Below are 25213 nucleotides of genomic sequence, written 5' to 3'. Positions count from 1 at the left end.
ATGATCCCGGTCTCGGCGCGCTTGACGTCGTAGTCGGCCGCCTGGATGAGCTTGAGGAGGATGTTCTCGACGTCCTCACCGACGTAGCCGGCCTCGGTCAGGGCGGTGGCGTCGGCGATCGCGAACGGCACGTTCAGCATCTTCGCCAGCGTCTGCGCCAGGTACGTCTTCCCGCAGCCGGTGGGCCCGAGCAGCAGGATGTTCGACTTGGCCAGCTCGACCGACTCACCCCGGGTGTCGCGGGCCTTCTCCCCCGCCTGGATCCGCTTGTAGTGGTTGTAGACCGCCACCGCCAGGGTCCGCTTCGCGGAGTCCTGCCCGATGACGTAGTTGTCGAGGAACTCGCGGATCTCGGCCGGCTTGGGCAACTCGTCGAGCTTGACCTCGTTGGACTCGGCCAGTTCTTCCTCGATGATCTCGTTGCACAGGTCGATGCACTCGTCGCAGATGTAGACCCCTGGGCCCGCAATGAGCTTCTTGACCTGCTTCTGGCTCTTTCCGCAGAAAGAGCATTTCAACAGGTCGCCCCCGTCACCGATACGTGCCATCTGTCAGGTCCCTACTTCCTCGTAAGCGTGCAACCGATCCCGCGACCGCCGACAGCGCCGGTCCGGGGAGCGGGCCCTTGGAACGACCGTACCCGGAGACTGCGACGGCGGTCGACCGGTTCCGGGCGATTCGGGCCATATTTTGTGCGGGGCGGCGGTAATGCCGCTCGAGCACACCGGCCCGGCCGCGAAGGCGCGCGAGGCGCGCTCCGGGCCGGGCCGAGGCGGTTACTTCTGAGCCGAGAGCTTGCGGTACTCGAGCACGTTGTCGATCAGACCGTAGTCGACGGCCTCCGCGGCGGTGAGGATCTTGTCGCGGTCGGTGTCCTTGCGGATCTGCTCGGGGTCCTTGCCGGTGTGCTTGGCCAGGGTCGTCTCCATCAGGCGGCGCATGCGCTCGATCTCCGCGGCCTGGATCTCGAGGTCGGACACCTGGCCCTGGATGCCGCCGGTGGCGGGCTGGTGGATGAGCACGCGCGCATTGGGCAGGGCGAGCCGCTTGCCGGGGGTACCGGCGGCGAGCAGCACCGCCGCGGCCGAGGCGGCCTGGCCGAGGCACACGGTCGTGATGTCGGCACGCACGTACTGCATGGTGTCGTAGATCGCCATCAGCGACGTGAACGAGCCGCCGGGCGAGTTGATGTACATCGTGATGTCGCGGTCCGGGTCCAGCGACTCGAGCACCAGCAGCTGCGCCATGACGTCGTTGGCCGAGGCGTCGTCCACTTGCACGCCGAGGAAGATGATGCGTTCCTCGAACAGCTTGTTGTACGGGTTGGACTCCTTGACCCCGTAGCTCGAGTGCTCGATGAACGAGGGCAGGATGTAGCGGCTCGCGGGGGAAGCCGGAGCTTGGCCGCCGAGCTGGCGCGGATCGAACAGGTTGGTCATCGCTTCTCCAGGAATTCGTGGGGCGTAGAGCGGATCGGAGGGCTCGGAACTAGTTGCCGGTGCCGCCGGCCTGCTGCGCCCGCGAGACGACATGGTCGACGAAGCCGTACTCGAGTGCTTCCTTGGCGGTGAACCAGCGGTCGCGGTCCGAGTCCTTCGTGATCTGCTCGACGGTCTGGCCGGTGTGCTCGGCGATCAGTTCCGCCATCTCCCGCTTGGTGTGCGCGAACTGTTCCGCCATGATCGCGATGTCGCTGGCCGTGCCGCCGATACCGGCGGACGGCTGGTGCATCATGATCCGCGCGTGCGGCAGGGCGTACCGCTTGCCCCGCGTGCCGGCCGAGAGCAGGAACTGCCCCATGGAGGCGGCCAGGCCCATCGCGAAGGTCGCCACGTCGCACTCGACGAACTTCATGGTGTCGTAGATCGCCATGCCGGCGGTGACGGATCCACCCGGGGAGTTGATGTAGAGGGAGATGTCGCGCGTCGGGTCCTCCGCGGACAGCAGCAGGATCTGCGCGCAGAGCTTGTTCGCGATGTCGTCGTCGACCTGGGTACCGAGGAAGATGATCCGCTCGCGCAGCAGCCGCTCGTAGACCGAGTCGCTGAGGTTGAGCCCAGCGGTGGCCGAGGTCATCGTGGGACCGATGGATGTCGCCGGATTCTGAGGAGTCACGGTACCTGCCTTCTCGTCAATCGTGGATTGCTGACACTGACAGTAACGAAGTGGGGCGGCACCGGATGCCCGGTGCCGCCCCACTTCGCTCAAAGCGGAAATTTCCGCTCTGCGTTCCCTGCGCAGAACCGTTGCGACGTCGCACATGCAATCGCGCGGCGCGGCAACGGGTCTCGCTCTACTACTCGGAGTCGCCCTCGCCGGCCGGAGCCTCGGCGTCCTCGGACTCGGCGTCGCTCTTCGTGCCGAACAGCTCGGAGGTGTCGATCGTGGCGCCACTGGTGTCGGTGACCGTGGCCCGGTCCACGACGTTGCCGAGGGCCTTGCCGCGCCGGACGTCCGCGTAGACGGCGCCGAGCTGGTTCGCCTGGCCGATCTGCTGGATGAACTGCTCCGGCGGGATGCCGTAGCGCTGCGCCTGGAAGAAGATGCGCTCGGTGAGCTCCTCCTGCTCGACGGTGGTGCCCTCGGCCTCGGCGATCGCGTCGAGCAGCAGCTGCACCTTCACGGCGCGCTCGGCCGACTCGCGGGTGTCGTTGTCGAATTCCTCGCGGCTCGAGCCCTGCTCCTCGAGGAGCTGGTTGAGCTTGGTCTCGTCGTGGTCGAGCGCGTGGATGGCATCGTGCAGGGCGCCGTCGATCTCGGCCTGGACGACGGCCTCGGGCAGCGGCACCTCCACGGCCTCGAGCAGGGCGTCGAGAACCTTGTCGCGGATCTGACCGGCCTGCTCGACCTTCTTGACGCGGGAGACCCGCTCGCGCAGGTCGGCCTTGAGCTCCTCGAGGGTGTCGAACTCGCTCGCGAGCTGCGCGAATTCGTCGTCCTCGGCGGGCAGCTCGCGCTCCTTGACGCTGTTCACCGTGACGGTGACCACGGCCTCCTCGCCGGCATGCTCACCGGCGACGAGCGTGGTGGTGAACTCCTTCGACTCGCCCGCGGACAGGCCGACGAGCGCCTCGTCGAGGCCGTCGATGAGCTGGCCCGAACCGACCTCGTGGGACAGACCGGTGGTGGAGGCCTCGGGGACCTCCTCGCCGCCGACGGTGGCGGACAGGTCGATGGACACGAAGTCGCCGTCCTGCACCGGCCGCTCGACACCGGTGAGGGTGCCGAAGCGCTGACGCAGCGACAGCAGCTGCTCCTCGACCGCCTCGTCGGTGACCTCGACGGGATCGACGGTGACCGCGATGGCGGAGAAGTCGGGGAGGGTGATCTCCGGCCGGACGTCGACCTCGGCGGTGAAGACGAGCTCGACGTTGTCCTCGAGCTTGGTGATGTCGACCTCGGGCTGGCCGATGACCTTGACCTCGTTGGCGGTCACGGCCTCGCTGTAGCGGGCCGGGATGGCGTCGTTGACGACCTGCTCGAGCACGGCGCCACGTCCGACGCGGGCCTCGAGCAGCTTGCGCGGGGCCTTGCCGGGCCGGAAGCCGGGAAGGCGGATCTGGCTGGCGAGGGCCTTGAACGCGCGGTCGAAATCAGGCTGGAGCTCCTCGAAGGGCACCTCAACGTTGATACGGACTCGCGTCGGGCTGAGCTGCTCGACGGTGCTCTTCACGGACATGCTCCTTCTGTCGTGCTCGTTGGTCGTTCGATCAAGCTGTCACCGGGTGCTCGGTCGTCCACCCGGTTCTTCCTGGTCGGGATGACAGGATTTGAACCTGCGACCCTCCGCTCCCAAAGCGGATGCGCTACCAAGCTGCGCCACATCCCGTCAACACCGGCACCCGGAACCTTCCGGGGACCCGAGGGAGAATCCTACGGCCCCCCGATTATGAAATCCAAAGCGAGGTTCGGTACAGTCTGTTCCTGCACGCGGCAGACCCGGCGATCCCGGGTCGATCGCATGCATGGGGATGTAGCTCAATGGTAGAGCCCCAGTCTTCCAAACTGGCTACGCGGGTTCGATTCCCGTCATCCCCTCCACCGGACCGTCACCGGTCCCGCTGTTCCTCCGCGTCGGCGAATTCGCAGAACGCGGTGTAGGCCCGCGACCCGTAGATCGTCGCCGGGCCGCCCTGCATCAGAAATGCGACCCCGATCGCCTCGGCGGCCTCCTGCCTGCTCGCCCCGGCCCGGACGGCGCTGCGCGCATGGGAGGCGATGCAGCCGTCGCATTCGTCGACGACGCCGATCGCGAGCGCGATCAGTTCCTTGGTCCTGGTATCCAGGGCCCCGGGGGCGAAGGCGGCCTTGCTGAGGGCATTGAAACCCTGATACACCTCGGGAATCGCCGCGCGCAGCGCCCGGTGCTGCGGATTCAGTGCGTTCAGGACTTCCTGGTAGTGCCCGTGCTCGCTCATGAGCCGACCGTAGACATCCTCACCCGGAACGGACACCGAATCGGCGGATTCACGTCGCCGTCACACCGCGTGCGAGAGGCGGAGCAGCCCGTCGATCTCCTCGGTGAAGGCGCGGACGAGATTCTCGGGATCGGGCACCCGGTCCGCGTCCGCCTTGAACCCCACCCGGACCTTGCCGCTGTAGCTGAAGATCGAGACGCCGAGGGTCTGATCGCCGGCGCCCGGCACCCAGGCGAGCACACCACGGATCTTCGCCCCCGCCATGTACCGGTCGCTCGTGGGACCGGGAACATTGGTGGTCACCCCGATCGCCTTGCCGGAGAAGAAGTCCACGAAGAACCGTTCCAGCTCCGGACCGGTCCGTCCGATCGCCTTGATCAGGCCGAACGTGAGCGTCACCTCGGGAGAGTGCTTGATGACCTCCATCCGCCGGTGGGTCTCGACGATGCGTTCGAGCGGGGTCTCCAGTGCCGACGGGTACTTGAAGAGCACCAGAGCGAACTGATTCCCGAGTTCCTTCGGCAGGGGCTTGTCGAGGGGGCGAACGTTGACCGGCACCATCGTGGGCACGTCCTGCGGCTCGCCGCCGTGCTCGCGGATGTACGTCGCGAGCGCCCCGGCGACGGCTCCCATGAGCACGTCGTTGACGGTGGTGCCGGTCCGGTGACCGATGTGCTTGATGTCGTCGAGCGGAAAGGGCTCACACCACACCGCCCGTTTGGCCGTTCCTGGTTCGCCACTGAGCGGAGTGTGCGGTTTGGGGCCGAGCACGAGCTTGTTCGCGATCTCGCCGGTGCGTTCGGCCTGGGTGAAGGCGTCGCCGAGGACATGCGGATCGAGCAGCTTGGGCAGGTCGAGCAGCATGTGCGCAGCGCCGGACGCCGCACTGGCGGTGTTCGACACCGCGGCCCCCGCGAACTTGGCGGCCCCCTCGAGGAGACCGGCATGGTGCTCGGGCACGGCGGTCGGGGCGTCGTCGAGGTCGCTGTCCGGGGTCTCCCCCGTCATCGAGAGCATCACCTGGTTGAGGGCGATGCCGTCACCGATGCAGTGGTGGAGCCGGGTGTAGATCACGGCTCCGTGCCGGTATCCGTCGATGAGGTGCATCTCCCACAGCGGGCGGCGACGATCGAACGGCACCGGTATCCGCCGTTCGATGTACCGCTGCAGCGTCGCGTCGTCGCTGCGGGGCAGGGTCGTCCGGATCAGGTGGTCGTCGAGGTCGAACTCCGGGTCGTCCTCCCAATGCGGCGACCCGACATGCGTGCGCGGTTGCACCGGCCGCTGCCGGAACGACGGGTAGGTGTCGACGAATCGTCGCTGCACGAGGGACACCACGCGCGACCAGTCGACGGGGCCCTCGAAGAACATCAGCGAGTCGATGATCATGAGGTTCTCGGGTCGGTCCATGTTGAGCCAGATGGTGTCCACCGGCCCCATCGCTCTGTTCACCGTGGCCGTCCCTTCTCGAGTGGGCGTTTACGAGTTTTTCACCGGTCGGCCGACCGCGGAAGGGTAATTGGCCCTCGGCCTGCTACGCGAACACCCCGCCCTGCTCGAGCAGGGCGGGGTGTTGCCGCGGCGGAGAGTGCGGTGGAGGCGCAGTCTCCTCGAGGTGCGGTCAGCGGCGGAAGAGCGCGCCGAGGGTGCGTGCCTGCGCCCCCGCGGCGGTGTCCTGGCCGCACGCGCAGCGGTCGGGTGCGGGCACGGAGCGCATGACGGCGTCGACGTGCTGGCCGCAGCCGCCCCAGCCGGTCTTTCCGCAGTTCGGGCAGGTGACGGGGTAACACATAGGGGTCCTCCTCGGGACGGGTAACGGGGGTGGCGGGTCAGGCGCCGGCGGCGGCCTTGTGTTCGGCGACCTGGGCGTGGACCTCGGCCATGTTCAGGGCCTTGATCTGCCCGATGAGGTCTTCGAGGGCGGCCGCCGGCAGGGCGCCGGGCTGGGCGTAGACCAGCACGCCCTCGCGGAACGCCATGATCGTGGGGATCGAGCGGATGTCGGCCATGGCGGCGAGCTGCTGCTCGGCCTCGGTGTCGACCTTGGCGTGCACGACGTCCGGGTGCGCGGCCGAGGACTTGTCGAACACGGGGGCGAACGCCCGGCACGGACCGCACCACGAGGCCCAGAAGTCGACCAGGACGATGTCGTTGTCGGTGATCGTGGACTCGAAGTCCGCGAGGGTGAGATTCGTCGTTGCCATCGGGGGTTCCTTTCGTTTTCCTCGGGTGCGGGATCAGGCGGGGACGTGGGCCTCGGCCCAGGCGTTGTAACCGCCGAGCAGGTCCGAGACGTTGTCGAAGCCCTGCGCCCGCAGCAGCGACGCGGCCACACTCGAACGCCACCCACCGGCGCAGTGCACCACGATCGGCTTGCCGGTCGGCACCTGCCCGAGCCGGGTCCGCAGCTGCGCCAACGGGATCGGCACCGCCCCCGGAATCACCCCGAACTCCCGTTCACCGGGATTACGGATGTCGACCAGCGTCACCGCATCGGCGGCGAGCAACTCGTCGAGCTGCGCGACGGTGGTCCGCGGCGCGGTCTGCAGCAGATCCGCCAGCTCCGCCGGGAACACCCCGTCGTGATCGACGGTGAGATAACCGGCCGCGTTGTCCGACCCGATCCGGGCCAGCCGCACCGCCGCGTCCTGCTCCTCCCCCGGATAGGTGATCAACACGATCTTCTCCCCCACCTCGGCGACCATCCCGCCGGTCTCGGCGAACCGGCCGTCGAACCCGACGTTGACCGACCCGCGCAGATGCCCCGCCGCGAAATCGTCCACACCGCGCGCATCGAGCACCCGGGTCCCGGCGGCCAGCTCCGCCCGCACCCGCGCCGGGCTCAGCTCCGGGATGGTGCGCCCCCGATCGAGCAGCGGATGCACGCTCTTGTTCAACCCGGCATCGACCGAGAAGTAGGCCGGCGCGGCCGGCTGCCCCTCGGTGACCAACGCCACGAACGCCTCCTCGCTCATCGGCTGCACCGACGGATTGCTCACCCGCTGCTCCCCGATCGTCGAGGTCAGCTCCGTCGACAGGTTCTTCCCGCACGACGAGCCGGCACCGTGCGCGGGCAGCACCGTGACCGCATCGGGCAGGGTCAGCAGCTTCTCGTGCACCGTGTGGTACATCGCCCGCGCCAGATCCTCGGTCGACGAATCCCCCAGATTCACCAGGTCCGGACGGCCCACATCACCGATGAACTCCCCGAACCCGATCCACGCCCCGGTCGCCTCGAGCAGCTCCAGATGCCCGGAGACGAAATCCGCGTGGAAATGCGTGTTGATCACACCCTCGATGCGCAGCCCGTGCCGCGCGGCGTCGTCGAGGTACTCGGTGACATCGCGGCGCGGATCGACCACCACCGCCCGGCCGGTGCCCTCGTCACCGATCAGGTACGACGCGTGCGACAGGCACTCGATGTAGTACTGCTCGAGAATCATTCGGATCTCCCTCTCCTCGGTCACCAAGACCGGTGGCGTTCTGCGTTGACCCATCCTGACATATACCCCCATGGGTATGTCAAGTACCCCCTGGGGTATACCGGCGAAGCACGTCGCACCGCCGCCACGACCCCGCCGGCACGCCTTGCACATACCCCCTCCCGTATGCTTATCATTGCTGCGGACATACCCCCCGGGGTTTATGCACGAAGCCCGATCGCACACCCCGCGATCACGACCACCGATCCGAAAGGCCCCCATGACCGAGCCGAGTCCCGCCACCCTCGATCCCACCGCCCTGCGCGAGCTCCTCGACTCCGGCAAGAACGTCCGCGTCGTGGACGTCCGCACGCCCGGCGAGTTCGAGTCCGTGCACATTCCCGGCGCCTACAACGTCCCCCTGGACCTGCTGCGCGAGCACCGCGACGAGTTCCTCGCCCACCTCGACGAGAACGTCGTCCTCGTGTGCCGGTCGGGCCAGCGCGCCACCCAGGCCGAGGAGACTCTCCGCACCGCCGGGCTGTTCAACGTGCACATCCTCGAGGGCGGCATGATGGGCTGGGAAGCCAAGGGCTTCACCGTCAACCGCGGCACCGAGCGCTGGGACCTCGAACGCCAGGTCCGCCTCGTCGCCGGCTCCATCGTGCTGACCTCCGTCCTCGGCAGCATCGCGGTACCCAAGCTCAAGTGGCTCGCCGCCGGCGTCGGCGGCGGCCTGAGCTTCGCCGCGCTCTCCAACACCTGCGCGATGGGCATGGTGCTCTCCAAGCTGCCCTACAACCGCGGCGCCTCGTGTGATCCGCAGACCATCGTCGCCCAGCTGGTCGACTCGAAGACCGCTACGGCCGAAAGGAACTGATCATGATCGCGCTGACCGTTGCGCTGGCGGTCCTCGTCGGCGTCACCCTCGGATTGCTCGGCGGCGGAGGTTCGATCCTCACCGTCCCGCTGCTGGCGTACGTCGCGGGCATGGATGCCAAGGAAGCCATCGCCACCTCGCTGCTCGTCGTCGGCGTCACCAGCGCGGTCGGCGCGATCTCCCACGCGCGGGCAGGCCGCGTCCAGTGGCGCACCGGCATCCTGTTCGGCCTGGCCGGCATGGCCGGTGCCTACGCCGGCGGCCTGCTCTCGCGTTTCATCCCCGGCAGCATCCTGCTGCTCGCCTTCGCCGCGATGATGATCGCCACCGCCATCGCCATGCTCCGCGGCCGCAAGAACAAGACCACGGGCCCGGACGGCACCCACTCCATGCCGGTCGGCAAGATCCTGCTCGACGGCGTGGTCGTCGGCCTGGTCACCGGCCTCGTCGGCGCCGGGGGCGGCTTCCTGGTCGTGCCGGCCCTGGCCCTGCTCGGCGGCCTGCCCATGCCCATCGCCGTCGGCACCTCGCTGATCGTGATCGCCATGAAGTCGTTCGCCGGCCTCGGCGGCTACCTGTCCACGGTGCAGATCGACTGGCGCCTGGCGGCAATGGTCACCGGCGCCGCCGTCGTCGGCAGCCTCATCGGCGGCCGCCTGACCGCCATGGTCGACCCGGACGCGCTGCGCAAGGGCTTCGGCTGGTTCGTCCTGATCATGTCCTCGGTCATCCTCGCCCAGGAGATCCATCCCCTCGTCGGCATCACCGCGGCGGCACTCACCCTCCTCGCCGCCGGCACCACCTACGCCTGCAGCCGCAGCGACCGCTGCCCCCTGCAGCGGCTCGGACGACGGACGGAAGCCGCCACCTCGGCCGCCTGACGGACTCACAACCCGGACGAAAGTCACTATCGGCATCACGGCCCGGCGCCTAGAGTTCGGAGTATCCGCTCCGGATTCCCGCGCCGGGCCGTGATGCCGTCCCGGTTCGAGGTGCGGCCGGAGCGAAACCCGACTGTCGCGGCGGCCCGTGTGAGAAGTTACCGAGATGAGCAACGCATCCGACCGCCACATGCAGCAGACGGACTACCTCACCTGGAGCATGGAGAAGGATCCCGCGCTCCGGTCGACGATCGTGGCCGTCGTCCTGCTCGACGCCTCACCCGACTGGGACCGTCTGTGCGAGATGATGGACCGCGGCACCCGGGAGGTGCCCAGCTTCCGGCATCGCGTGGTCGAGGTGCCGTTCGGTCTCGCGCCGCCGCGATGGGTCGCGGATGCGAACTTCGACCTGTCCTGGCACATGCGCCGGGTCTCCCTTCCCGGGCCGGCGAACTTCGACGACGTCCTCGAGTTCGCCCGGACCACGGCCATGGCCGCGTTCGACAAGGACCGGCCGCTGTGGGAGATGACGGTGGTCGACGGACTCGCCGGCGGTCAGGCCGCGCTGCTGATCAAAGTGCACCACGCCCTCACCGACGGAATCGGCGGTATGCAGATCACCGCGCGGCTGGTCGACTTCGACCGCGACGGCACGCCCCGCGATCCGGCCCCGGAACCGCCCGCCCCGGAATCACCGGACAGCCTCGACCTGGCCGCCGAGGCGATCGGCTGGGACTGGTCCCAGCTCCGCGGACTCGCGGGCCGCGGGCTGGCCTCGATCTGGCCGACCACCCGGGCGGTGGTCACCAACCCGATCGGTTCCGCCCGCAACGCCGCGGGGGTTGCGGCGTCCGTCGCCCGCTACCTGCGCCCGATCCTGCGGCTCGAATCCCCGGTCATGACGGAACGCACCCTCAGCCGCCGGCTCCACGTGATCGACGTCCCGCTCGACCGGCTGCGCGACGCCGCCCACCGCGGCGGCGCCACCCTCAACAGCGCCTTCCTGACCGCCGTCCTCGTCGGCCTGGCCGAATACCACCACCGCCACGGATCCGACGTCGACGAGCTGCGGGTCACGATGCCGCTGAGCATCCGTACCGATCAGGACACCCTCGGCGGCAACCGGATCAACCTCGCGCGTTTCCCGCTTCCCGTGCGCTCCGACGACCCCCTCACGCTCATGCAGGAGGTGAACAGGATCGTCGAAGGCTGGCGCCACGAGCCGGCGGTGCCGATGGCGCAGACCCTCGCCACCCCCCTCAATCTGCTCCCCCCGGCCGTCGTCGGCGAGATGCTCAAGCACGTCGACTTCCTCGCCTCCAACGTGCCGGGTTCCCCGGTGGCGCTGTACGTCGCCGGCGCGAAGGTGGAACGGTACTACGCCTTCGGCCCCACCCTCGGCTCGGCGTTCAACGTCACCCTGATGTCGTATCTGCACACGTGCTGCGTCGGGTTCACCCTCGACACGGGGGCGATCCCCGACCTCGAGGTGTTCGACGACTGCATGCGCGACGGATTCCACGCCGTCCTCGAAGCCTGACCCGCCGGTAGGCTGGACGGTGACCGTCCAGTCCGCCGGAAGGGACCGCCGTGGAACTCCTGCTGATCGTCGCCGTCCTCGTCGCCGTCGTGTTCCTGGTGTCCGCGGCGCAGCGGAAGAAGTCGGGGCGTGGCGCCCACGAACTCGACGACGCGAAGGCCGACGCCCGGCAGGCCATCGAGCGGCTCGGCGGCCAGATCTACAACCTCACCGGCACCGACACCGCCTCCAAGCAGGCCCTCGCCGATGCGTCCGAGCGCTACAACGCCGCCGGCTCACAGATCGAGCAGTCCCGCACACCGGTGCAGGCACGGCTGGCCAAGCAGACCGCTCTCGAGGGGCTGTACTACATCCGGGCCGCCCGCCTCGCGATGGGCATGGACCCCGGTCCCGATATCCCCACGCTCGAGGGCCAGCAGACGGCCGGCCGCGTGACCGAGAACCGCGAGATCGACTTCGAGGGACGCACGGTGGCAGCCTCACCGGCCCCCTCGTCGCGCACCCCGAACTACTTCCCGGGCGGGCGCGTCGCGGGCCGGCCCGTGCCGGCGGGCTGGTACTCGGAGCCGTGGTGGAAGCCCGCCCTCGTCGCCGGGGCGTGGGGCGTCGGATCGATGCTGCTGTTCTCGGCTATGTTCTCCGGCATGGCCGGGGTGCCGTACGACGCGCAGGCCTTCGAGCAGGGCTTCGACTCCGGATACGACCAGGGTCTCGAGGCCGGCCAGGACGGCGGGGACTACGGCGACGCCGGCGGCGATTACGGCGGTGGTGACTACGGCGGGAGCGATTTCGGGGCCGGCGGGGACTTCGGCGGGTTCGACTTCTAGCCCACCTGGCAGGCGGGGCACCAGAACAGGTTGCGGCCCTGCATGACCGAGTGCAGCACCGGCGTGGTGCACAACCGGCACGGCTCACCCGCACGCCGGTAGACGTAGGTCCGGGGACGGCCCTTGGCGTAAGCCGGTGCGCCGTGGTCATGTTCGCGCCGCACGACGTGGATCGCGCCGCGTCGCACCCCCGTCCGCATCAGAACGACGAGATCGTCCCAGACGGCGTCGAACTCGGCTCTGGTGAGATCACGGCCGGGGCGCTGCGGATGGATGCCGTGCCGGAACAGGACCTCCGCGCGGTAGATGTTGCCCACCCCCGAGATCACGGACTGGTCCATGAGCAACGAGCCGATGGCGCTGCGGGACTTGGTGATTCGCGTCCACGCCCGTTCGGGTTCGGCGTCCCGCCGCAGCGGGTCGGGACCGATCCGCGCGGCGATCGCCTGCACCTCGCCCGGGGTGAGGACCTCGCACGCGGTCGGACCGCGCAGGTCGGTGCCGAACTCGGCGCCGACCATGCGCATCCGTACCTGACCGACCGGATCCGTCAGCGGAACCGGCGCCTCGGTGAACGAGCCGTACAGACCCAGGTGCACGTGCACCGTCAGGCCGTTGTCGTAGTGGTGCCACAGGTGCTTGCCCAGCGCCTCGGCGCGGAGCAGCACCCGGCCGTCGACGAGCGCCGCGTCGTCGGCGAAGCGGCCCTGCGGGCTCGACACCCGCACCGAGGCACCCGCGAAACGTCGCTGGTGCAGCCGGGCGAGCCGGTGCAGGGCTGGTCCCTCCGGCACGGTGGATCAGGCTCCGTTCGTCAGGCCGGCGCGCCGGGAACTTCCGGGGCCACGCCGGTCTTCTCGTACTCGCTCAGGATGTCGATGCGCCGCTGATGCCGTTCCTCCCCCGACCACGGGGTGGCGACGAACGCATCGACGATGGCGAGGGCCTCCTCCAGGCTGTGCATGCGACCACCGATGCCGATGAGCTGCGCGTTGTTGTGCTCACGGGCCAGCTTGGCGGTCTCCACGCTCCAGGCGAGGGCACAGCGGGCGCCCGGCACCTTGTTCGCGGCGATCTGCTCACCGTTGCCGCTGCCGCCGAGGACGATGCCGAGACTGCCCTCGTCCGCGACGACGCGGCGAGCGGCCTCGATGCAGAATGCCGGGTAGTCGTCGAGGGCGTCGTACTCGTACGCGCCGCAGTCGACGGCCTCGTGGCCGTTGGCAGTGAGATGTTCGATGATCTGGTTCTTACGTTCGAAGCCGGCGTGGTCGGCACCCAGGTAAACGCGCATGCGTCAGATAGTAGGCAGCGCTGCTGCCGGTGCGTCCTTTGGGCGGCAGCAACCGCCCAAAGGACGCACCGGCGCCGCAGGCGCCTACTCGAAGCTCGGGTCCTCGGTGCGCGTGCGCTTGAGTTCGAAGAAGTGGGGATAGGACGCCATGGCCACCACCCCGTCCCAGATCCGGCCGGCGTCCTCGCCGCGCGGGATCCGTGAGAGCACCGGACCGAAGAACGCCACGCCGTTGACGTGGATGGTCGGCGTGCCGACGTCCGGGCCGACCGCATCCATGCCGGCGGCGTGGCTGGCGCGCAGCGCCTCGTCGTAGGCATCGGTGTCGGCGGCCTGCGCCAGGTGCGGATCCAGGCCCAGGTCCGCGAGGGACTTGGCGATCACCGCCGGGAAGTCCTTGTTGCCCTCGTTGTGGATCTGGGTGCCCATCGCCGTGTACAGCGGCTCGAGGATCTCGTCGCCGTACTTCTGCGCCGCGGCGATCGCCACCCGCACCGGACCCCACGCCCGCGTCATCAGTTCGCGGTAGACCTCGGGCAGGTCGTCCTTGCCCTCGTTGAGCACGGCCAGGCTCATGACGTGGAACTTCGCCTCGATGTCGCGGACCTGCGCCACCTCCAGAATCCAGCGCGAGGTGATCCAGCACCACGGGCACAACGGATCGAACCAGAAGTCGGCGGTGTCCTTCGAAGTCGGGTCGCTCACGGGGTCTCCTCGCTGCAGAAAATCGGACTACGGTCCGATTCAACGTCGGCCGTCGCCCAATTCTTCCCGAACCGCCGGTTCCCGCGCCGTCGCCGACGTACCGTCGAGGAACCGGTGCCGCACGGAACGGGGATGCGCGATGTCCAACGAGAAACTCTTCGTCATCGTCGGCGGCGGGCTCGCCGGGGCCAAGACGGCCGAGCAGTTGCGCGCCCGCGACTTCCCCGGCCGGATCCTCCTCCTGTGCGAGGAGGAACACCTTCCCTACGAGCGACCACCGCTGTCGAAGGACTACTTCGCCGGCAAGAAGCAGCTTGCGGAGTTCACCGTGCAGCACGGTGACTGGTACCGCGACCACCGGGTCGAGGTCGAACTCGGCGTCACCGTCACCGCGCTCGATCCGGCCGCCCACACGGTCACGCTGCCCGACGGTTCCACCGTGCGCTACGACAAGCTCGCCCTCGCGACCGGTTCGCGCTCGCGGCGCATCCCGCTGCCGGGCGTCGACGCCGCGGGCGTGCACATGTTGCGCACCGTCGAGCAGTCCGACGCGCTGCTTGCCGCCGTCCGCCGCGAGGCGGGGCCGGCGGCGCACCTGGCGATCGTCGGTGCCGGCTGGATCGGTCTCGAGATCGCCGCCGGCGCGCGCGGGCACGGCGCGGACGTCACCGTCGTCGAGGCAGCCCCCCAGCCCCTGTCCGCCGCGCTCGGTGAGCAGATGGGAGCCGTCTTCGCGAAGCTGCACCGCGATCACGGCGTGGACCTGCGCACCTCGACGACGGTGTCGGAGATCCTCACCGCCGAGAACCGCGCGAGCGGGCTTCGTCTCGGCGACGGCACCGAGATCCGGGCCGACGCGGTCCTCCTCGCGGTGGGCGCAGCGCCCAACGTCGAACTGGCCCGCGACGCCGGACTGGCGACGGAGGACGGCGGAGTGCTGGTCGATGCGTCCCTGGCCACCAGCGATCCGGACATCGTCGCGGTCGGTGACATCGCCGCCGCCGAGCATCCGCTGCTCCGGACCCGGATCCGGGTCGAGCACTGGGCCAACGCGCTCCACCAGCCCGACGTCGCGGCCGCCACCATGCTGGGGCGGCCCGCCTCCTACGACCGTCTGCCGTACTTCTTCACCGACCAGTACGACCTCGGCATGGAGTACGTCGGGCACGCACCCGGCGACGCGCGGGTGATCACGCGCGGCGACGTCGACTCCCGGCAGTTCCTCGCGTTCTGGCTCGACGCGGCCGGGCGGGTCTGCGCCGGGATGAACGTCAACATCTGGGACGCGGGTGACGACATCCGCGCGCTGATCTCCTCCGGCGAATCCGTCGACCCCCACCGGCTCTCCGATCCGGAGGTGCCACTCGCGGAGGTCGCCGGGTGAACCGGTCCCTCACATGATGGGATGGCAGGCGAGTCGCATCCCGTCGTGAGAAGGAGTTTTCCGTGGCACCACCGAATCTGACCCGCGAGCAGGCGGCCGAGCGGTCCGCGGTCCTGACCGTCGACAACTACCGCATCGAACTCGACCTGACCGACGGCGCGGGCGCTCCGGGAACCACCACGTTCCGTTCGACCACCACCGTCACGTTCGACGCCACGGAGGGCGCGTCGACCTTCGTCGACCTGATCGCGCAGACCGTGCACTCGGCCACCCTCAACGGCAAGCCCGTCGACGTCTCCGGATACACCGAGGAGAGCGGGATCGCGCTGAGCGGATTGGCCGCGCGCAACGAACTGACCGTCGAGGCGGACTGCCTCTACACCAACACCGGCGAGGGCCTGCACCGCTTCGTCGATCCCACCGACGGCGCGGTCTACCTGTACTCGCAGTTCGAGACGGCCGACGCCAAGCGGATGTTCGCGTGCTTCGACCAGCCGGACCTGAAAGCCACGTTCGACATCTCGGTGAGCGCGCCCGCCGACTGGAAGGTGATCTCCAATGCCGCGACGGTGAACACCGTCGCCGCCGACCCCGGACGGCACGTCTTCCGCACCACGCCCCGGATGAGCACCTACCTCGTGGCGTTGATCGCCGGACCGTATACCGAGTGGACCGACACCTACAGCGACGCGCACGGCACCATCCCGCTCGGCATCTACTGCCGTGCCTCCCTGGCCGAGTTCATGGACGCCGAGCGGTTGTTCACCGAGACCAAGCAGGGCTTCGGGTTCTACCACGAGAACTTCGGCATGCCCTACGCGTTCGGGAAGTACGACCAGCTGTTCGTTCCCGAGTTCAACGCCGGCGCGATGGAGAACGCCGGCGCGGTGACCTTCCTCGAGGACTACGTGTTCCGCTCCAAGGTCACCCGTTACGCGTACGAGCGTCGCGCCGAGACGGTGCTGCACGAGATGGCACACATGTGGTTCGGCGACCTGGTGACCATGCGCTGGTGGGACGACCTGTGGCTCAACGAGTCGTTCGCGACCTTCGCCTCGGTGCTGTGCCAGTCGCGTGCCACCGAGTACACGAACGCGTGGACCACGTTCGCGAACGTCGAGAAGTCGTGGGCCTACCGCCAGGATCAGCTCCCCTCGACCCATCCGATCGCCGCGGACATCCCCGACCTCGCGGCGGTGGAGGTCAACTTCGACGGCATCACCTACGCCAAGGGCGCGTCCGTGCTCAAGCAGCTCGTCGCCTACGTCGGCGAGGAACCGTTCCTCGCGGGGCTGCGGGACTACTTCCGTGAGCACGCGTTCGCCAATGCCACGTTCGACGACCTGCTGGCGGCCCTCGAGAAGTCATCGGGCCGGGACCTGTCGGGGTGGGGCGCGCAGTGGCTCAAGACCACCGGGCTGAACATCCTGCGCCCCGATTTCGACGTCGACGACGACGGGCGGTTCACCCGCTTCGCGGTGATCCAGGAGGGCGCCGACCCCGGCGCCGGGGAACGCCGGGTGCACCGGCTCGCGATCGGGGTGTACGACGACGACGGTTCGGGCAAGCTGCTCCGCACACATCGCGTCGAGATCGACCTCGATGCCACCGAGCGCACCGAGGTGCCGGAGCTCGTCGGCGTCGGCCGCGGCAAGCTGGTGCTCGTCAACGACGACGACCTCACGTACTGCTCCGTGCGGCTCGATCCCCAGTCGCTCGAGGTGCTGATGGACCGGATCGGCGACATCGCCGAGCCGCTGCCGCGCACCCTGGCATGGTCTGCCGCATGGGAGATGACCCGGCAGGCCGAGCTGAAGGCCCGCGACTTCGTGGCGCTGGTCCAGCGCGGCGTCGCGACCGAGACGGAGGTCGGCGTGGTACAGCGGCTGCTGATGCAGGCGCACACCGCCCTCGGCAGCTACGCCGATCCCGGCTGGGCGGCCGAGCGAGGCTGGAACGACTACGCGAACCGGCTGCTGGAACTGGCCCGCGAGGCGCAGCCGGGCTCGGACCATCAGCTCGCGTTCGTCAACGCGTTGACCACGGCCCGGCTCGCGCCGTGGCACACCGAGGTGCTCGGGGAACTGCTCGGCGCCGAGCCTTCCAGCGTCGGGCTGGCCGGACTGGTCGTCGACACGGATCTGCGGTGGCGGATCGTGCAGGCGCTGGCCGCGGCCGGGGAGATCGACGCGGAGGGCGTGGAGTCGCCGTTCATCGACGCCGAGGCCGAGCGGGATCCGACGGCCGCCGGTGCACGACAGGCGGCCACCGCGCGGGCGGCGCGCCCGCAGGAGGCCGTCAAGGAACAGGTGTGGGACACGGTGGTGGGCGACGACTCGATCCCGAACATCACCGCCCGCGCGATCATCGGCGGCTTCGCTCCGGCCGGCCAGTCGGAGCTGCTCGAGCCCTTCGTCGCGCGGTACTTCGCCGACGCTCCGGGCGTGTGGGAGCGCCGCTCCAGCGAGGTCGCGCAGACCGTCGTCGTGGGCCTGTACCCGTCGTGGTCGATCAGCGAGGCCTCCGTCGCCGCGGCCGACGAGTTCCTCGCCGGTGAGCATCCGCCCGCGCTGCGCCGGCTGATCAGCGAGGGACGCGCGGGGATCGTCCGGTCGCTGAAGGCGCGGGCGTTCGACGCGTCCTAGCCGCAACACGCGTGTGGCCGAATGTCACATCGTGTCGATCCGATCGACGTGATGTGACATTCGGCCACAGAGGCGAGGGGAACTACGGCGCGGTGATCGCGTTCGCCATGACGCGGATCGCGCTGACGATGCCGTCGATCAGGTCGCCCTGCCCGAACGACGAGATCGCGGCGGTCACGCCGAGCTGCGTGACCCGGTTGTCGACGCGGTCCGCGACGCCGCGTCCGCTGCGGATCTCGATGGAGCGCTGGTTCGGGTACACGGCGATGAGCACCGAGTTCGGCGCCTCCGGCGTGGTCGGGAACACCGCGTCGGTGGTTGCCGCCGGGTCGGTGGCGTCCGCGACGTAGACGTTGAAGCGCACCTTCGTCGCCCGGGTGGCCTCGGTGAGCGCATCGTCGAGAGCGATCATGTCGCGGTCGCGGAACGGCGGGCCCTCGAACAGGCCGTCGAGGGGGCGGGTCCGGGAGATCCGGCCACTCGCCGTCAGCGCCGCACCGTACGGCAGTTCCGCGGGAGCCACAGCCGTCCGGCTGTGCATCACGTCACCACTTGCCACTTGCCCTACCTCCGATCGGGTCGACCGGCGCGCCGGCGACGAGTTCATGATGCCCACCGTGGTGGCCGTGCGTGGTGACCTCGTCGACCGCGCTCCACAGCATCGGATCGTGGTCCCACTTGTCCCCGAGCTTGTACTCGGCGGGCCGCGTGCCCGGAACCGGCTTCGTGAAGACGGAGAAGACCCCGAGTATCACGATGATCGCCACCGGGATGGCAACGAATATGAGGGTTGTCTCGAGAATGCTCACATCGCAAACGGTAGCCCAGCAGGTGCGATCCCGGCGCGCTTGCCCCGACTTGCGGCGACGGGGATCAGGCCGCGCCCTCGCCCAGGTACGGCAACCAGGTCGGATGCAGCTCCGGCAGCGTCGCCAGCAGCCGCCAGTGCCGGCCCTTCGGGGGCACGAGCGCGGCGCGCAGCGTCCAGCCGAGTTCGCTGAGCAACTTGTCGGCCTTGCGGTGATTGCACGACGCGCAGCACGCCACGCAGTTCTCCCACGAGTGTTCACCGCCGCGGCTGCGCGGGACCACGTGGTCGATGGTCTCGGCCTTGGCGCCACAGTAGGCGCACCGGTTCCGGTCGCGGTGCATGAGCGCGGCGCGGGTCATCGGCACCCGCGCGTGGTACGGCACGTGCACGAAGCTCCGGAGCCGGATCACCCACGGAATCTGCACCGCCCATTCCGCGGATCGCACCAGCGGGCCGAGCGGATCCTCGTGCACGGTGTCGGCCTTGCCGCCGGCCATGAGCACGACCGCGCGACGGGCGGGCAGCGCGGTGAGCGGTTCGTAGGTGGCGTTGAGCAGAAGTACGCGGCGTTTGACCCAGTCCGGGACGGCGTCGTCGCGTACGACACACAGGGAGTTGGCCCCCGGCGCCCCGTTGTGGGCGTCGGCGGGCGGGAGTTGTCGATGTGCGATGCGTCGGTGCTTCATACGACCTCCGGAAGACTGCTCACAAGTGGACCACGGATCTACGCACGTCGCACGCCGATTCTGACGACTTTCCGGGTCCCGGAGGTGAACATCCCGTGCCGGAGACGTCCGATTGGGGCGCGCACTCCCGGAACCGGCACAATGGACGAGCGAGAGGGACGGTGAGCAGAACTGATGAGTGACGAGCAGACCTTCTACGACGCGGTGGGCGGCGCCGAGACATTCCGCAAGCTCACGGCGCGCTTCTACGAGGAAGTGGCCGAGGACGAGATCGTCCGCCCGCTGTACCCGGAGGAGGACCTCGGCCCGGCGGAACGGCGCATGCGGATGTTCCTCGAGCAGTACTGGGGCGGACCGCGCACCTACTCGGACGAGCGCGGGCACCCGCGGCTGCGGATGCGTCACCACCCGTTCCGGATCGGCCCGCTCGAACGCGACGCCTGGCTGCGCTGCATGCACACGGCGATCGCGTCGATCGACTCGCAGACGCTCGACGACGAGCACCGCAGCCAGCTGATCGCGTACATGGAGATGGCGGCGGACTCGATGATGAACTCGCCGATCTGAGGGCCGGCCACGTTCGAGTCGTGGCCCACCTGTCGGTTTGGCACTATGGGTGGCTGTGAGCACTCCCCCCGGCACCCCTGCACAACGCTGGTGGGCGGACGCCGTCTTCTACCAGGTGTACCCCCGCTCGTTCGCCGACTCGAACGCAGACGGCGTCGGCGACCTCGACGGGATCCGCGACAAGCTCGGATACCTGGAGCTGCTGGGGGTCGACGCGATCTGGCTGAACCCGGTGATGCGCTCACCGATGGCCGACCACGGCTACGACGTGTCCGACCCCCGCGACGTCGATCCCCTGTTCGGCGACCTCGCCGCCCTGGACGCCCTCGTCGAGGCCGCCCACGCCCGCCGGATCCGCGTCATGATGGACCTGGTCCCCAACCACACGAGTTCCGAACATCCCTGGTTCCGGGAGGCGCTGGCCGCCGCGCCCGACAGCCCCGAGCGGGCCCGGTACCACTTCCGCGACGGCCGCGGGCCGAACGGCGACCTGCCGCCCAACAACTGGCCGAGCGTGTTCGGCGGCCCCGCGTGGACCCGCGTGACCGAACCCGACGGCACCCCCGGACAGTGGTACCTGCACCTGTTCGCACCGGAGCAGCCGGACCTGAACTGGCGCAACGACGAGGTGTTCGAGGACCTGGAGAAGACCCTGCGGTTCTGGCTGGACCGCGGCGTCGACGGCTTCCGCATCGACGTCGCCCACGGCATGGCCAAGCCCGGCGGGCTACCCGACTTCGACCACTGGGAGCAGAACCGGCTGCTGCGGCACTTCGACGACGACCCGCGGTTCAATAACGCCGAGGTCCACGACATCCACCGCCGGATCCGCTCGGTGCTCGACGAGTATCCGGACACGGTGGCCGTCGGTGAGATCTGGGTGCACGACCACGTGCTGTTCTCGGAGTACCTGCGCCCCGACGAACTGCACCTGGCGTTCAACTTCCATCTTGCGCTCGCGCGGTGGGATGCCGCCGAGATCCGGGAGGCGATCGACGTGTCGCTCGCCGCGGTCGCGCCGAGCGGCGGGGTCGCGACGTGGACGCTGTCCAATCACGACATCGAGCGTGAGGTGACGCGCTACAGCGGCGGTCCGCTCGGGCGCGACCGCGCGCGGGCGATGATCCTCGTCGAGCTGGCGCTGCCCGGTGCGGCCTTCCTCTACAACGGTGCCGAACTCGGCCTGCCCAACGTCGACGACCTGCCCGAGGACGCGCTGCAGGATCCGGTGTGGGAGCGGTCCGGGCACACCGACCGCGGCCGGGACGGGTGCCGGGTCCCGATGCCGTGGGAGGGCACGCAGCCGCCGTTCGGCTTCACCAGCGCATCGCAGACGTGGCTGCCGCAGCCGGACACGTGGGCCGGGCTGACCGTCGAGGCGCAGCTCGAGGACGTCTCGTCCACCCTGTCGTTGTACCGGGCGGCGCTCGAGGCGCGACGTCGGCGGCCGGAGTTCGACGGCGCCGACGTGGACTGGTACGGCAGTCCGCCCGGGTGCCTGGCGTTCCGCCGCTCCGGTGGGCTGATCTGCGCCCTCAACACCACCGAGCACCCGGTGGAGCTGCCGCCGGGCACGGTGATCCTGTCCAGCGCGCCGCTGGTGGACGGGCAGCTGCCCGGCAACGGCGCGGCGTGGCTGATCTGACCGCACACCGCTCGCCGGCGAGCGCGGTCGCCCTGGTGCTGGCGGCGTCCGCCCTGTTCGGGACGACGGGCACCGCGCAGGCCCTCGGTTCGCGTGCGCTCGGTGTCCCGTTGGACGCCGTCGCGGTCGGGGCGGGCCGCATCGTGCTGGCCGGGACGGTGCTCGCGCTGTTCGCGCGGGCCCGTGGCCCGCTGTTCCCGGCGGGCCGCCGGCTGCCGACGCTGCTCGGCGCCGGCGGCGTGGTGATGTATCAACTGGGGTTCTTCACCGCGGTGCAGACCGCGGGCGTCGCGGCGGGCACGATGATCGCGCTCGGGTCCGGACCGGCGTTCACCGGGCTGCTGCAGTGGCTGGTGTCCCGGCGCCGCCCCGGCCGCGTGTGGGCGGTGTCGACGGCGATCGCGGTCGTCGGGCTCGTCCTCATCGTCGCCGGATCGGGCGGCGGCACCTCCGCGGGCGCCGGTTCCGTCGCGGCCGGGGCCCTGCCCGCGCTTGCGGCCGGCCTGGGCTACGCGACGTACACCGTCGCGGGTGCCGCACTGCTCGGCCGCGGCGCCACCCCGGCCGCGTCGATGGGCGCGATGTTCGGGCTGGCGGCGGTGCCCATGGCGGCGATCCTGCTGGCACAGTGGCCGGGCGGTCTCGACAGCGCGGCCGGCGCGACGACCGTCGTCTATCTCGCCCTCGTCCCCACGGTGCTCGCCTACCTGCTGTTCGCGCTCGGCCTGCGCACGCTGTCACCCGCGGCGGTGACCACCCTCACGCTCGCGGAACCGGTGGTGGCGGCCGTGCTCGGTGTGCTGGTGCTCGGCGAGCGGCTCGGCCCGGTGGCCCTCGCGGGGACGGTGGTCGTGGTCGCGGCGCTGACGCTGCTGGGCCGGAATCTCGGCGGCGGTGTCAGCGCACGCTGAGACCGAGACCTCCGCCGCGGCGGAGGTACACGGATCCGTAGCGGGCGTCGAGCCGCAGCCATGTCGCCGACGCCCGCACGCGCACCACCTCGGCCGGGTCGATCCGGTCGAGGTCGATCTCCGCTGTCGCGGGGGCACCGCCCGTGGGCACGAAGCCCATGGCGTTGAGCGCGAACACCAGCCGCATCGGCACCCCGGCCCGCTCTCCCCCACCGGCGACCTCGAGCACCTCCTGCGCCAGCAGCGACGACGGCGGTCCCTGCCCCTGCTCGCGACTGAGCGTGACGCCGCGCTGCGCGAGGTCCACGAGGACGCGGGCGGGGACGTCGTCGAGGTGGACGTACCCGGCATCCGGAGGCAGGGCCCCGCGCCACGCCGAGTCCATCGCCCACCCCGGGTCCATCCCGTCGCCGCCGGCGGCGACGAGGGCCGCGCGCAGCCCGTCCGCGGCGACGGTCGTGTCCGCCGGGGCGATCGTGCCGCGCAGCACCCGGGCGGCGAGGGCGTCGAACCCGGTGTTCACCCACGCCGAGAGCAGCCCGTCGGGGCGTTGCCGCAGCCGCACGACAGCGGCCTCGTCGAGCCGGACCGCGCGGGTCAGGAACGCGACGAGGTCGGAGCGGTCGGCGGGGTCCGGGACCTGCAGCCACCGTTCGGATGACGTCCCGGCCGCACTGAGGGAATCAGCCACGACGCCACCGCTGCAGGTACTCGCGTTCGGGGCCGGTGAGCCGGCGCAGCCGCTGGGTGCCGATGTCGAACGCCGCGATCTGGGTGGAGGCGACCACCGAGGGCGTGGCGTCGGCGGGCGCGCCGCCGGGCCGGACCTCGTAGCCGATGGTGAAGTCGACCGCCCGCACCTGCTCGACCCACATCAGCACGTCCAGCGGGCTGTCCTCGTGCCGCAACTGGCCGCGGTACCGCACGTGCAGGTCTGCGATGACGGCACCCTCCCGCAGGTTCACGGTGGGCCGGCCGTCGGCGAACAGCCACGGGATGCGGGCCTCCTCGAGGAGGGTGACCATGCGCGCGTGGTTGATGTGCTGGAACGCGTCCATGTCGGACCAGCGCACCTCCACCGCGGTGTGGAAGCCGAACTGCTCGGTCGCGTCCCTCACTGCGCGGGCCCCGCGGCTCCACGGTGCTCCACCCCGGCGTGCTTCAACTGCCTACCTCCTGTCGGGTGCGCCGGCGCGCACCATGCTCCTGACCTGACGCGCCGCCACGGACAGCGTCGCGAGGTCCAGATTTCCAGACAGGAAGATCTCCTCGAGCGCCGACCTCGCCCGCCCGAGCCGCGAGCCGTTGGTCAGCTCCCAGTCCTCGATCATCTCGCGGGTGCTCTCGCCGGGTTCGGCGGTGCCGAGCACGTCGAGGGTGAGCGTGCGCAGCGAACCGTACAGTTCGTCGCGCAGGGCGAGCCGGGCCAGCGAGTGCCACCGGTCGCCGCGCTCGAGGGCCGTGACCGCGGACAGCAGCCAGTCGATCCCCATGTGCGCGTCCATCGCGTAGTACAGCTCGGCGACCTCGGCCTCGTCGCGTTCGGCGATGTCGGCGATGTCGATGACGTCCAGCAGCGGGAACTGGTCGAGGAGGCGGAACACGTCCCACGTCAGCTCCTCCGGGGCGCCACGCGCGAGCAGCGGCTCGGCGCGTTCCTTCAGGTCCTGTACGTGGTGGCCCTGCATCCACTCCTCCACGCGCGGCGCGAGCCGCGCGAACATCGCGCGGTACCGGCTGATCTCGGCACCGACGGCCAGGGGTTGCGGCCGGTTCGACAGCAGCCACCGCGACGCCCGGTCGAGGACGCGGTGCGATTCGAGCAGCAGGTCGTCGGCGACGGCCGCGGTCGTGTCGGCCGCGCGGATGCGCGCCCACAGGCCGGGCAGGCCGAAGATCTCGGTGACGGCAGCGTAGGCGCGGATGGCGTCGGTGCTCGACGCGCCGGCCTCCTCCGAGAGCCGGTAGACGTAGGTGATCCCGCCGTTGTCGACGGTCTCGTTGGCGAGGATCGTCGCGACGATCTGCCGGCGCAGCGGGTGGGACTTGATGCCGGTGCGGAAGGGTTCGCGCAGTTGCCGCGGGAAGTACCCGGGCAGCCGGCCGGCGAAGGTGTCGCTGTCGGGCAGGTCGGTGTCGAGCAGGTCGTCGGCGAGTGCGAGCTTGACGTGGGCGAGCAGGGTGGACAGCTCCGGGGAGGTGAGTCCCTCCCCTTCGAGGCGGCGCCGCTCGATCTCGGCGTCGCCGGGCAGTGCCTCGAGGGAACGGTCGAGACCGCGTTCGGCGACGAGGTCGGCGATCAGCCGCTGGTGCACCCCGAGCATCGTGGGCGCGCCGGTGCGGGAGTAGCCGAGCAGATTGTTCTGGGACATGTTGTCCTTCAGAACGATTCGCCCGACCTCCTCGGTCATGGATTCGAGCAGCGGGTTGCGGTCGGTGGACGTGAGGGCGCCGGCGGTGACCATCGAGTGGTTCGTCATGCCCGGCGAAACTCCCTACCAGGTGCAGCTGCCCGGCGACTACCAGGAACCGGTCACCGAGCAGACCGAGGAACTGCCCTCCACCGGCGCCTGGTACAGCGACCTGTGGCAGTCGGT

Annotated in this window: 26 protein-coding genes, 2 tRNA genes and 1 pseudogene; 10 read left to right on the top strand and 19 right to left on the bottom strand. The window is 69.8% G+C overall.

Features of this window, described 5'->3' with window-relative positions; genetic code table 11:
* The 5 genes from AIIKEEIJ_RS29700 to AIIKEEIJ_RS29680 form a co-directional block, all read right to left on the bottom strand.
* On the bottom strand, positions 1–548 hold a 548-nt coding region (locus AIIKEEIJ_RS29700), incomplete at its 3' end, for a ClpX C4-type zinc finger protein (RefSeq protein WP_161997181.1).
* 228 nt (positions 549–776) lie between these two features.
* Complete coding sequence (locus AIIKEEIJ_RS29695; RefSeq protein WP_006937299.1) at positions 777–1439, bottom strand: ATP-dependent Clp protease proteolytic subunit; 663 nt, start codon at positions 1437–1439, stop codon at positions 777–779.
* 49 nt (positions 1440–1488) lie between these two features.
* Positions 1489–2115 (bottom strand): ATP-dependent Clp protease proteolytic subunit, encoded by a 627-nt coding sequence (locus tag AIIKEEIJ_RS29690; protein ID WP_003938127.1) that lies wholly within the window; start codon positions 2113–2115, stop codon positions 1489–1491.
* Positions 2116–2296: 181 nt separating this feature from the next.
* Positions 2297–3673, bottom strand: a complete 1377-nt coding sequence (tig, locus tag AIIKEEIJ_RS29685) for a trigger factor (RefSeq protein WP_065923492.1) — start codon at positions 3671–3673, stop codon at positions 2297–2299.
* Positions 3674–3752: 79 nt separating this feature from the next.
* Positions 3753–3829 (bottom strand) — tRNA-Pro (locus AIIKEEIJ_RS29680).
* Positions 3830–3967: 138 nt separating this feature from the next.
* Here AIIKEEIJ_RS29680 and AIIKEEIJ_RS29675 point away from each other — a divergent pair.
* A tRNA-Gly gene (locus AIIKEEIJ_RS29675) sits at positions 3968–4041 on the top strand.
* 8 nt (positions 4042–4049) lie between these two features.
* Here the strand turns inward: AIIKEEIJ_RS29675 and AIIKEEIJ_RS29670 are convergent.
* The 5 genes from AIIKEEIJ_RS29670 to AIIKEEIJ_RS29655 form a co-directional block, all read right to left on the bottom strand.
* A complete protein-coding gene (locus tag AIIKEEIJ_RS29670) occupies positions 4050–4418 on the bottom strand; it encodes a carboxymuconolactone decarboxylase family protein (RefSeq protein ID WP_029543093.1) in 369 nt (122 codons plus the stop codon).
* Positions 4419–4478: 60 nt separating this feature from the next.
* Positions 4479–5870: a wax ester/triacylglycerol synthase family O-acyltransferase gene (locus AIIKEEIJ_RS29665; RefSeq protein WP_338021036.1), complete on the bottom strand. Its 1392-nt coding sequence runs from the start codon at positions 5868–5870 to the stop codon at positions 4479–4481.
* Between the two features lie 169 nt (positions 5871–6039).
* Positions 6040–6210: a hypothetical protein gene (locus AIIKEEIJ_RS32745; protein WP_164528111.1), complete on the bottom strand. Its 171-nt coding sequence runs from the start codon at positions 6208–6210 to the stop codon at positions 6040–6042.
* Positions 6211–6247: 37 nt separating this feature from the next.
* A complete protein-coding gene (trxA, locus tag AIIKEEIJ_RS29660) occupies positions 6248–6622 on the bottom strand; it encodes a thioredoxin (protein WP_043796566.1) in 375 nt (124 codons plus the stop codon).
* Positions 6623–6655: 33 nt separating this feature from the next.
* Positions 6656–7861: a rhodanese-like domain-containing protein gene (locus AIIKEEIJ_RS29655; RefSeq protein ID WP_161997180.1), complete on the bottom strand. Its 1206-nt coding sequence runs from the start codon at positions 7859–7861 to the stop codon at positions 6656–6658.
* Positions 7862–8120: 259 nt separating this feature from the next.
* Here AIIKEEIJ_RS29655 and AIIKEEIJ_RS29650 point away from each other — a divergent pair, with 259 nt between their 5' ends.
* From AIIKEEIJ_RS29650 to AIIKEEIJ_RS29635, 4 genes are all read left to right on the top strand, one after another.
* Positions 8121–8720 carry a rhodanese-like domain-containing protein gene (locus tag AIIKEEIJ_RS29650; RefSeq protein WP_006930562.1) on the top strand — a complete coding sequence of 200 codons (600 nt, stop codon included), beginning with the start codon at positions 8121–8123 and terminating at the stop codon, positions 8718–8720.
* 2 nt (positions 8721–8722) lie between these two features.
* Positions 8723–9601 (top strand): sulfite exporter TauE/SafE family protein, encoded by an 879-nt coding sequence (locus tag AIIKEEIJ_RS29645; RefSeq protein ID WP_006930561.1) that lies wholly within the window; start codon positions 8723–8725, stop codon positions 9599–9601.
* 166 nt (positions 9602–9767) lie between these two features.
* A complete protein-coding gene (locus AIIKEEIJ_RS29640; RefSeq protein ID WP_029543084.1) occupies positions 9768–11141 on the top strand; it encodes a wax ester/triacylglycerol synthase domain-containing protein in 1374 nt (457 codons plus the stop codon).
* A gap of 50 nt (positions 11142–11191) precedes the next feature.
* Positions 11192–11968, top strand: coding sequence for a hypothetical protein (locus tag AIIKEEIJ_RS29635; RefSeq protein ID WP_050035063.1), 777 nt, complete (start codon positions 11192–11194; stop codon positions 11966–11968).
* On the opposite strand, the gene AIIKEEIJ_RS29630 is transcribed toward AIIKEEIJ_RS29635, so the two are convergent.
* From AIIKEEIJ_RS29630 to AIIKEEIJ_RS29620, 3 genes are all read right to left on the bottom strand, one after another.
* Positions 11965–12762 carry an Fpg/Nei family DNA glycosylase gene (locus tag AIIKEEIJ_RS29630; RefSeq protein ID WP_006930558.1) on the bottom strand — a complete coding sequence of 266 codons (798 nt, stop codon included), beginning with the start codon at positions 12760–12762 and terminating at the stop codon, positions 11965–11967. The genes AIIKEEIJ_RS29635 and AIIKEEIJ_RS29630 overlap by 4 nt on opposite strands.
* Positions 12763–12782: 20 nt before the next feature.
* Positions 12783–13262 carry a ribose-5-phosphate isomerase gene (locus tag AIIKEEIJ_RS29625; protein WP_029543077.1) on the bottom strand — a complete coding sequence of 160 codons (480 nt, stop codon included), beginning with the start codon at positions 13260–13262 and terminating at the stop codon, positions 12783–12785.
* 84 nt (positions 13263–13346) lie between these two features.
* Positions 13347–13967, bottom strand: coding sequence for a mycothiol-dependent nitroreductase Rv2466c family protein (locus AIIKEEIJ_RS29620; protein WP_029543074.1), 621 nt, complete (start codon positions 13965–13967; stop codon positions 13347–13349).
* Between the two features lie 139 nt (positions 13968–14106).
* Between AIIKEEIJ_RS29620 and AIIKEEIJ_RS29615 the strand changes: the two genes are divergently transcribed.
* A complete protein-coding gene (locus tag AIIKEEIJ_RS29615) occupies positions 14107–15351 on the top strand; it encodes an NAD(P)/FAD-dependent oxidoreductase (RefSeq protein ID WP_006930554.1) in 1245 nt (414 codons plus the stop codon).
* Positions 15352–15413: 62 nt separating this feature from the next.
* The gene (gene pepN / locus AIIKEEIJ_RS29610; RefSeq protein WP_161997179.1) at positions 15414–17996 is read left to right on the top strand and encodes an aminopeptidase N; all 2583 of its coding nucleotides are present in this window, start codon (positions 15414–15416) and stop codon (positions 17994–17996) included.
* 82 nt (positions 17997–18078) lie between these two features.
* Here pepN and AIIKEEIJ_RS29605 read toward each other — a convergent pair whose 3' ends face one another.
* The 3 genes from AIIKEEIJ_RS29605 to AIIKEEIJ_RS29595 form a co-directional block, all read right to left on the bottom strand.
* The gene (locus AIIKEEIJ_RS29605; protein ID WP_006930552.1) at positions 18079–18555 is read right to left on the bottom strand and encodes a DUF5130 family protein; all 477 of its coding nucleotides are present in this window, start codon (positions 18553–18555) and stop codon (positions 18079–18081) included.
* The gene (ctaJ, locus tag AIIKEEIJ_RS29600; protein WP_006930550.1) at positions 18542–18805 is read right to left on the bottom strand and encodes an aa3-type cytochrome oxidase subunit CtaJ; all 264 of its coding nucleotides are present in this window, start codon (positions 18803–18805) and stop codon (positions 18542–18544) included. The genes AIIKEEIJ_RS29605 and ctaJ overlap by 14 nt, the downstream gene beginning before the upstream one ends.
* A 64-nt stretch (positions 18806–18869) precedes the next feature.
* Positions 18870–19493, bottom strand: coding sequence for an HNH endonuclease (locus AIIKEEIJ_RS29595; RefSeq protein WP_006930548.1), 624 nt, complete (start codon positions 19491–19493; stop codon positions 18870–18872).
* A 174-nt stretch (positions 19494–19667) separates the two neighbouring features.
* Between AIIKEEIJ_RS29595 and AIIKEEIJ_RS29590 the strand changes: the two genes are divergently transcribed.
* The 3 genes from AIIKEEIJ_RS29590 to AIIKEEIJ_RS29580 are packed head-to-tail and all read left to right on the top strand — an operon-like array spanning position 19668 to position 22616.
* Positions 19668–20060 (top strand): globin, encoded by a 393-nt coding sequence (locus tag AIIKEEIJ_RS29590; RefSeq protein WP_006930544.1) that lies wholly within the window; start codon positions 19668–19670, stop codon positions 20058–20060.
* Between the two features lie 55 nt (positions 20061–20115).
* Complete coding sequence (locus AIIKEEIJ_RS29585) at positions 20116–21705, top strand: alpha-amylase family glycosyl hydrolase (protein ID WP_161997178.1); 1590 nt, start codon at positions 20116–20118, stop codon at positions 21703–21705.
* Positions 21693–22616 carry a DMT family transporter gene (locus AIIKEEIJ_RS29580; protein ID WP_006930541.1) on the top strand — a complete coding sequence of 308 codons (924 nt, stop codon included), beginning with the start codon at positions 21693–21695 and terminating at the stop codon, positions 22614–22616. The genes AIIKEEIJ_RS29585 and AIIKEEIJ_RS29580 overlap by 13 nt, the downstream gene beginning before the upstream one ends.
* Here the strand turns inward: AIIKEEIJ_RS29580 and AIIKEEIJ_RS29575 are convergent.
* The 3 genes and pseudogenes from AIIKEEIJ_RS29575 to AIIKEEIJ_RS29565 all read right to left on the bottom strand — a co-directional run.
* A complete protein-coding gene (locus AIIKEEIJ_RS29575; RefSeq protein WP_072635017.1) occupies positions 22603–23307 on the bottom strand; it encodes a hypothetical protein in 705 nt (234 codons plus the stop codon). The genes AIIKEEIJ_RS29580 and AIIKEEIJ_RS29575 overlap by 14 nt on opposite strands.
* Positions 23300–23734: an acyl-CoA thioesterase gene (locus AIIKEEIJ_RS29570; RefSeq protein WP_006930531.1), complete on the bottom strand. Its 435-nt coding sequence runs from the start codon at positions 23732–23734 to the stop codon at positions 23300–23302. The genes AIIKEEIJ_RS29575 and AIIKEEIJ_RS29570 overlap by 8 nt, the downstream gene beginning before the upstream one ends.
* 51 nt (positions 23735–23785) lie before the next feature.
* A pseudogene (locus AIIKEEIJ_RS29565) lies at positions 23786–25084 on the bottom strand (NAD-glutamate dehydrogenase domain-containing protein); the annotation flags it as partial.
* Positions 25085–25213: the final 129 nt, after the last annotated feature.

Source organism: Rhodococcus sp. YH1, from assembly GCF_009939605.1.
GTDB lineage: Bacteria > Actinomycetota > Actinomycetes > Mycobacteriales > Mycobacteriaceae > Rhodococcus > Rhodococcus aetherivorans.
This window is presented reverse-complemented; position numbering and strand designations above follow the sequence as displayed.

Bases quoted from the DNA above. Each gene is read 5' to 3' on its own strand.
- AIIKEEIJ_RS29670 (WP_029543093.1), bottom strand. From the start codon at position 4,418: ATGAGCGAGCACGGGCACTACCAGGAAGTCCTGAACGCACTGAATCCG.
- AIIKEEIJ_RS29595 (WP_006930548.1), bottom strand. From the start codon at position 19,493: ATGAAGCACCGACGCATCGCACATCGACAACTCCCGCCCGCCGACGCC.
- AIIKEEIJ_RS29590 (WP_006930544.1), top strand. From the start codon at position 19,668: ATGAGTGACGAGCAGACCTTCTACGACGCGGTGGGCGGCGCCGAGACA.
- AIIKEEIJ_RS29645 (WP_006930561.1), top strand. From the start codon at position 8,723: ATGATCGCGCTGACCGTTGCGCTGGCGGTCCTCGTCGGCGTCACCCTC.
- AIIKEEIJ_RS29650 (WP_006930562.1), top strand. From the start codon at position 8,121: ATGACCGAGCCGAGTCCCGCCACCCTCGATCCCACCGCCCTGCGCGAG.
- AIIKEEIJ_RS29655 (WP_161997180.1), bottom strand. From the start codon at position 7,861: ATGATTCTCGAGCAGTACTACATCGAGTGCCTGTCGCACGCGTCGTAC.
- AIIKEEIJ_RS29695 (WP_006937299.1), bottom strand. From the start codon at position 1,439: ATGACCAACCTGTTCGATCCGCGCCAGCTCGGCGGCCAAGCTCCGGCT.
- AIIKEEIJ_RS29615 (WP_006930554.1), top strand. From the start codon at position 14,107: ATGTCCAACGAGAAACTCTTCGTCATCGTCGGCGGCGGGCTCGCCGGG.
- AIIKEEIJ_RS29625 (WP_029543077.1), bottom strand. From the start codon at position 13,262: ATGCGCGTTTACCTGGGTGCCGACCACGCCGGCTTCGAACGTAAGAAC.
- AIIKEEIJ_RS29640 (WP_029543084.1), top strand. From the start codon at position 9,768: ATGAGCAACGCATCCGACCGCCACATGCAGCAGACGGACTACCTCACC.
- trxA (WP_043796566.1), bottom strand. From the start codon at position 6,622: ATGGCAACGACGAATCTCACCCTCGCGGACTTCGAGTCCACGATCACC.
- AIIKEEIJ_RS32745 (WP_164528111.1), bottom strand. From the start codon at position 6,210: ATGTGTTACCCCGTCACCTGCCCGAACTGCGGAAAGACCGGCTGGGGC.